The sequence below is a fragment of the Bacteroides faecichinchillae JCM 17102 genome (genome assembly GCF_000614145.1).
Classification (GTDB): Bacteria; Bacteroidota; Bacteroidia; order Bacteroidales; family Bacteroidaceae; genus Bacteroides; species Bacteroides faecichinchillae.
Genome location: NZ_BAKK01000048.1, coordinates 22,910 through 30,009, shown reverse-complemented (window position 1 = coordinate 30,009; position 7,100 = coordinate 22,910). Strand labels below are relative to the sequence as shown.

Below are 7,100 nucleotides of genomic sequence, written 5' to 3'. Positions count from 1 at the left end.
ACTGCTACAACCGGTGTTCAGCCTTACAAGTATAACGGTAAAGAGTTGGATACGAGGAATGGGCTGAACTGGTATGATTATGGGGCTAGACATTATGATGCCGCGATAGGAAGATTTATGAAGGTAGATCGATATTCAGAAAAGTACCTTTCTTTATCTCCTTATCAATATGGGGCTAATAATCCGGTGAATAACATTGAAGTGAATGGAGATAGTATTTGGTATACTCTAAAAGATAATGTTGTAACAATGCATCTAACTGCTAAGGTCATAAATAATTCAAGTGACAATATAAATGTAAAAAGGGCAGCTTCTGATATTGCTTTTGGAATTTCTGATGCTTTTAATGGAGAGTTTCAAGATAATAACCAGAAGTTTATTCTAAAAACAGATATTCAAATAAAAGCTGTTAATTCAATGAAAGAAGTATCTCAATCAGATCATTTATTCGTATTGGAAGATGCTAATGGGAAAGGAGCTCGTGGAGCTACAAATATGCCTGGAGGAAAAGTAATGACTATAGCATCAAGTGATTATGCTAATGATAATTGGTTTTCTGACCATTTTAGTTGGAATACAACAAAAACAGCAGTTCATGAATTTGGGCATGCTGCAGGTTTGACTCATGAGGATGTAAAAGGTAATAATGACTTAATGCAACAAGGCAATGCAGGAACAAAAGTAACATCTTATGAAAGAGCCTTATTAATAATAAGAAGTCACTCAATTAATCGAGGCCCAAATGCTTTTTTAGGTAAGCCATATCCCTTTGTACATGATCCAATCTCTAAACAAACATACCCTGTATATAAGTTACTAAATTGGAAATAATATGAAAAAAACAATTGGAAGTATAGTGTCTTTGATATCATTTTTTACTTTCTTTCTTATAATTAAAGTAAAAACAGATATTTATTGTACTCGAGATTACTTTTTGAGCAATACTGATGTTCAAATAGAAATTGATGGAAGAATTATATTCTGTGATTCTTTGATCACCTTTCCTTTTGTTCATATTCAAGAGAATCTGAGATATGGATTTCATGAAATTAGTGTTTATTCTAAAAAGGATGAAATAATCCAGACTAAAAAACTATTTTTATTACCATACCAATATATATTTATAGAGTTTCTTCCTGATGATGCTAATTGTTTAAACAGATATGCTAATCAGGATTCTGTAAGAAGCGTAAAGAAAGATGATATAATCATATTTTATAATGATGTTAATAATGAAAAGAAGTTTCCAACTTTTATGATAGAAAATAGATTTAAGCCATTTTATATAGAGTAAACAAGATAATAGGTTGATTATCCTCTTTGTTAAAACAATTGTTAATTCATGGTTTTAGCAGAGTATCTTACCTTGATATAGATGGTTCTTTTACAGTTTAGTTGAAAAGTAATATTGAAATATTAGCTATCAATTGGTTAAATACAGTAAAAAACACATGCTTTTTTACTGTATTTTTCTGGATTCACTCAGTACAAACATATCCAATCAAACGGTGAAGTATACTTATGATAAGAATGGGAATCTGATTAAAGATTTAAACAAGAATATTAGTAATATCGGATATAATTGTTTAAATTTGCCTGATGAGGTAACCATTGCGAATGGTAACAGTATCCGGTATGAGTATGCTGCTGACGGAACGAAGCTTCGTACGGTGCATAAGACGGGGGCTGCTACTTTGACAACGGATTACTGTGGGAATGCGGTCTATGAGAACGGTGTATTGAAGATGCTGCTGAATGAAGCCGGCTATGTGAGTTTCCCGGATAGGAAGTTCCATTTCTATTTGAAGGATCATCAGGGGAATGTAAGGGCCGTGGCGGACAAGGATGGCAATGTTGAGGAGACGAATGCGTACTATCCGTTTGGGGGGGACGTTTACTTCAACTAATAGTGTTCAGCCTTACAAGTATAATGGGAAGGAGTTGGATACGAGGAATGGGCTTAACTGCTATGATTATGGGGCGAGACATTATGATGCCGCGATAGGAAGGTGGCATGTGGTGGATCCGATGAGTGAGAAATATTATCTAACCGATCCTTATGTTTACTGTGGCAATAATCCAATAAAAAGAATTGATCCAAGTGGCATGTGGTATACTGGTTATACTGTTGATGAAAATGGTTTCTTCAGGAAAGTGAATGATATAGGTGGTAATAGGTATGATGTGTTATATAACATGAAACTCTTTTCGCCTGATAGAATAGAAGATTATGATGAATCTGGTGACAAAACTGGCATTAAAATAAGTAAAGGAATTTTAATTGAAGAATCAGTTAATCACAACTTTAGCGCAAAAACAATCACAGGCGTTTTACATACATTGGATGGATACGAAACGGGTGAAAAAGTTTCTAATCATTCTTATGAAATAAAAAATGATGAAGAAGCTCAGGCAATTATGAATTTCTTAGATAAAAATACGAAAGTAGAATGGGGAAATACATTCATGATGGACGGACAGGGAAACAAGATTAATTTACTGGGAACAAGTCATGAAGCTACAACTATTCGAATGGGATTTTATCAAAAACAAAAATATTTAGATAGAGGATTCAGAGTTATTCGTGATGATCATATTCATCCATTTTCAGTCAACGCTTCTGATTCAGACAAGGGACACGCCAGTAATATATTGACACGATCCCCACAAGCTAAATTTAGAGTTCTTTTTCAAGGGAAATATTATAAATACTAACATTGATGTGTACAATAAAATTAGATATCATGAAATCATTAGTTTACTTATTGATAATTTTAGGATTTTCATTGCTTTTTGGATGTAAATCATATAAGGAAGAATTTATAAAATTTCGTCCTTATAAAAATAAAGATTTTATCACAAAAGATCTGGAAATATACAAGGCTAGTGAATTTCTATATCCTGTATTAGACTCTATTATAATGAAAACAGAACAATGCCCAGTGTATCATGGATTGAAAGAAAAAATAGCTTTCAATTTTAGTGTACATAAGGGATATATCTCTGGAACAGACGAAATATCACCTTATCCATATTTAATGATTAGTGTAGTTTATGCACCAAAATTTGAAAATCATGCGAAATGGACTGATGCTATATTTTATTATAAAGGATATGATTTTTATTTTAAAGGAAAATATCTTAATGCTTTATTTGCCAAAACAGGTGAGATTATATCAATTCATTGTATTGATCCCAAGAAATATCAAATAGATATGCCTTTTGAAGGAGAAGAAATGTATTGGTGGTATGAGTATAGAAATGATAGTCTAATAAACACTTCTTATGGATACTGTATAGAATAAACATATAGATACATTATAAGATAATAATTGTCCTGATATTTACCACTATATTACCCTGATATAAGTTGTCTAATTAAGGTAACATATATCAGGGTATGATTTCTTATGTGATAACTTATCCTAGTAAAAAATACCTTTTATAATAAAGATGCCTGTTTTGTCATGAACTTGATACTTGAGGTCTTTACATTGATAATTCGCAAGAAACTTCCTGGTTGCGGTCTCGTCTATACGGTCTATGACACCGCCGACCGTCCTGTCTTCGCACAGGATGGTGTACAACGTGCTAAAGGGGAATGGTCCTTCAGTATTCCGGATGCTTTTGGAAGGATCGTCTTGACGGGGACCTGCAAGAATATACTGGATTATACAAATGATCCGTTAAAGAACGTGGTCGTAAAAGCTACCCGATTAACAGGAACGAGTCAGACCAATGACCTGAAAGGATATACGCTTCCCTCACAAGTCACTTTGACTATCCCAACGGTATTGAGTGCGAATTATTATGACCAGTATAACTTTATCGGTTCCAATGGTATCCCTTCGGGTACTACCACTGCTTACGAAAAAGTAGCAGGGTATGATGAGCTCAGGACAGTGGGAGTCAAAGGGTTGCTAACAGGAACGCTGACGGGGAAACTGAACAGTAGTGGAGCTGTATCGGGATACCTGTACTCTGTGATGTATTATGATGAGAGGGGACGTTTGATCCAGCAGCGGGGCAACAACTCTTTGGGAGGGGAGGATGAGATATTTACCGCCTACGACTTTCCGGGGAATCCTACACAAGTCAGGAAGGTGCATACGGTCGGGGCGGATACTCGGACGGAAGTCTATGTTCATACTTATGACCAGGGGGAACGTTTGTTAAGGACTACCTATCAGTTGGATAATGCCGCGGTGGTGACGCTGGTGAACAACATTTATGATGAGGTGGGACGTTTGAAGTCGGACAGCCGGAACGGAAACGCTAAACTGAAAACGGAGTATGCGTATAATGTTCGTTCGTGGACGAAGAGTATTACGGGAACGTTGTTCAGTCAGACGCTGAACTATCAGGAGGCGATAACGGAGAATACTCCCTGCTATAATGGAAATATCAGCAGTATGTCGTGGCAATCGGAAGGGGAAACCAGTCAAAGAGGATATCGTTTCACGTATGACGGGCTTTCCAGGTTGAAGGATGCCCTCTACGGGGAAGGCGCTACGCTTGCCGCTAATGCGGATCGGTTTAATGAGCAGATTACAGGGTATGACAAGATGGGAAATATCTTAGGCCTGAAACGTTACGGACAGACGGCTGCAAGCAGCTACGGGATGATCGATAATCTGACTTTGACGTATAATGGCAACCGGTTGCAGGCAGTGAAGGATGCTTTCACAAACTCGGTCTATGGTAATGGAACTGAATTCAAAGACAATTCCAGTCAAACGGTGGAGTATACTTATGATAAAAATGGTAATCTGATTAAGGATTTAAACAAGAATATTAATAATGTCATTTCATTGACAAAGTTTCCTGCTATATGCTTGCCCTAACGGGATTGGTGGCAAAAATGTGGAGGGCAGTAGAATACTATAAGATTAGTATTCCCACTTTTTTGAGTTTTGTTGTTTGAAACAGTCTGTATTCTTTGGAGGTTCTTGATATTTTCTTTATATTTGTAAATATATACATTAAATACGGATGAAACCGATTGTTAACTATTAATGAGAAAAAGAAAATGAAAGTTACTATGAAGAGGGAAGGCTTTCGGAAAACCTTTCTGCAGCGATCGTTGAGAGTAATGGGGATAGGAGCGATATGCTTCTCGTTTGTTATGTCATTAGGAGCTTGTTCTGATGACGATGATGGCAAAAAGGAAGCAGAACCTGAAGTTAAGGAGGCGAGTGTACGGATAGGGAACACGAGTCGTAATATGCCTGCTTCGGGTACCGTTTATGCTCAGTACGGTGACTCTCCCACGGGGTCGGACATCGCCAAACTTGTAGACAATAATGTGAATACCTGTTATCAGACAGATCATGCGAATTTCTATGTGATGTATAAAGCTGACAAGGATTTACTCCTCAACTGCTACACGGTGTGTGCAAGCAGCGGTCCGTCTACCAACGATCCGAAGGCGTGGACGCTCAAAGGTTCTAACGACAATGCCAAATGGACCACACTTGACGAACAAACCGGACAGACATTCAGTGACAGAAAAGAGGTGAAAGAATTCTTGTTTGAGAACGAAGTGAAATACCGCTATTATAAACTTGAAGTTACGGGAAACAATGGCGGTAGTGCTACACAAATAGCCGAATGGACTTTAAAATATAAAAACGTCTCTTTACATCCGGAAGAACCGCATTCGGTGGAAATTGATGAGTTCTTCACCAACATGCCTACTGTCGGTACGCTTACTGCACAATATTCAGACTATCCGGAAGGACAGTGGGTGCGTAATATAGCCGATGGAGACAACAGGACCCACTATACAACTTCGCACACACATTTCTATCTGTTATGGGAAGGTGATAGAAGTACAGTTGTCAAATACTATTCGCTGACATCTTCGGAGGATGATCCTAAGAATACGCCTTCTGCATGGAAACTGTACGCTTCGAATGACAAAGTCACTTGGAATATAATTGACCAACGGATAGATCAGAATTTTGGTGATAGGCTCAAGGATAAAATTTATGTATTCAACAACAAAGAGGCTTACCAATATTACAAACTTGACATAGAAGCAAACAATGGAGGAGATTGTACGCAGATAGCCGAATGGACCTTAAAGGACGTGCCCGACATTGATGACCTGATGGGATTAGCAGGTGGATCTTCTGAAAGCCCTCTGACCCCGATGGGCGGACACTATGCCAATCGACACGTGGCGACTGACGAAGACCGTGAATGGTTACTCAATCCTGAAAACGAATCGGACGAGCTTTATGCATGGGACGGACATTGGAAAGAATTCCCTGTAACTCTTTATCCTTATGGAAAACCTCTTCCGGCCGATGCGAACCAACATGGTATTGGTAACTGTTCGCTCGTGGCTGCACTTGCTTCGATGGCTTATATCTATCCCGATTTCATAAAAAGTCTGATTCAGGACAATGGCGACAAAACATACACCGTGTCCATGTTCGACCCGCAAGGTAAACCTATCAAAGTTTGTGTGTCCTCAAAGTTCCTGGCAGGCGAAAGCGAAGAGATGTTCTGCTGTACTGGTAAGGACAATAAAGCTACATGGGCCACCGTGCTTGAAAAAGCGATTATGAAATGGAACTATATCTTTGAAGTAAATAAGAACACAGGAGGAATAGGAAGTGAACATGTACCACCGTTGTTTACGGGAGATGGCAACAGTTTTAGTTTTGCTCCCGGAAGACTTACTGCATGGCAGTTGCAACGTGCTGTGATGACTTCCTTGATGGAAGGAAAGCTCGTGATAGGTGGATTTAACAAAGCGGATATGGTGGCTCCTGACGGAAGTGGAAAGACTGTCACTGGACATGCATGGACACTGATGTTCTCAGCCGATCCTTCAGCGTTGTTTGGTATGCGTAATCCTTGGGGATTTTGCTATGATGCTAATGGTAAACGGGATGGTGTGCTGAATGTTTTTGAAGGTCAGATGCCTTCCACTATTGACCTGCGCATCATCAACCCGGGTATTGCTGCAAATTCTAAGGAAGGTGGTGTGTTTGAACCTTATTACCCACCTAATTATGCCCCTCAAGAGGTAAGAATCACTCCGGTTTCTCCGACAAAGTAATTCTTTCTCTGAACAAGGCTCTAACGAT

Annotated in this window: 6 protein-coding genes and 1 pseudogene; all 7 read left to right on the top strand. The window is 38.5% G+C overall.

Translation table 11 applies throughout. The annotated features are described in order from the left end of the window. A partial coding sequence (locus tag JCM17102_RS24715; RefSeq protein WP_033887050.1) for an RHS repeat-associated core domain-containing protein occupies positions 1-831 on the top strand: 831 nt, incomplete at its 5' end. Position 832: 1 nt separating this feature from the next. Further along, positions 833-1,294 (top strand): hypothetical protein, encoded by a 462-nt coding sequence (locus tag JCM17102_RS17790; protein ID WP_025076126.1) that lies wholly within the window; start codon positions 833-835, stop codon positions 1,292-1,294. A gap of 208 nt (positions 1,295-1,502) precedes the next feature. Beyond that, positions 1,503-2,115 (top strand): annotated as a pseudogene (locus JCM17102_RS29960) (RHS repeat domain-containing protein); the annotation flags it as partial. Further along, complete coding sequence (locus JCM17102_RS31935; protein ID WP_306302488.1) at positions 2,107-2,715, top strand: JAB-like toxin 1 domain-containing protein; 609 nt, start codon at positions 2,107-2,109, stop codon at positions 2,713-2,715. The pseudogene JCM17102_RS29960 and the gene JCM17102_RS31935, both read left to right, overlap by 9 nt. 29 nt (positions 2,716-2,744) lie before the next feature. Then, positions 2,745-3,305, top strand: a complete 561-nt coding sequence (locus tag JCM17102_RS17780; protein ID WP_033887054.1) for a hypothetical protein — start codon at positions 2,745-2,747, stop codon at positions 3,303-3,305. Between the two features lie 162 nt (positions 3,306-3,467). Next, complete coding sequence (locus JCM17102_RS17775) at positions 3,468-4,844, top strand: RHS repeat domain-containing protein (RefSeq protein WP_025076124.1); 1,377 nt, start codon at positions 3,468-3,470, stop codon at positions 4,842-4,844. Between the two features lie 197 nt (positions 4,845-5,041). Continuing rightward, complete coding sequence (locus tag JCM17102_RS24700; RefSeq protein ID WP_159106358.1) at positions 5,042-7,072, top strand: discoidin domain-containing protein; 2,031 nt, start codon at positions 5,042-5,044, stop codon at positions 7,070-7,072. The last annotated feature ends 28 nt before the right edge of the window (positions 7,073-7,100 follow it).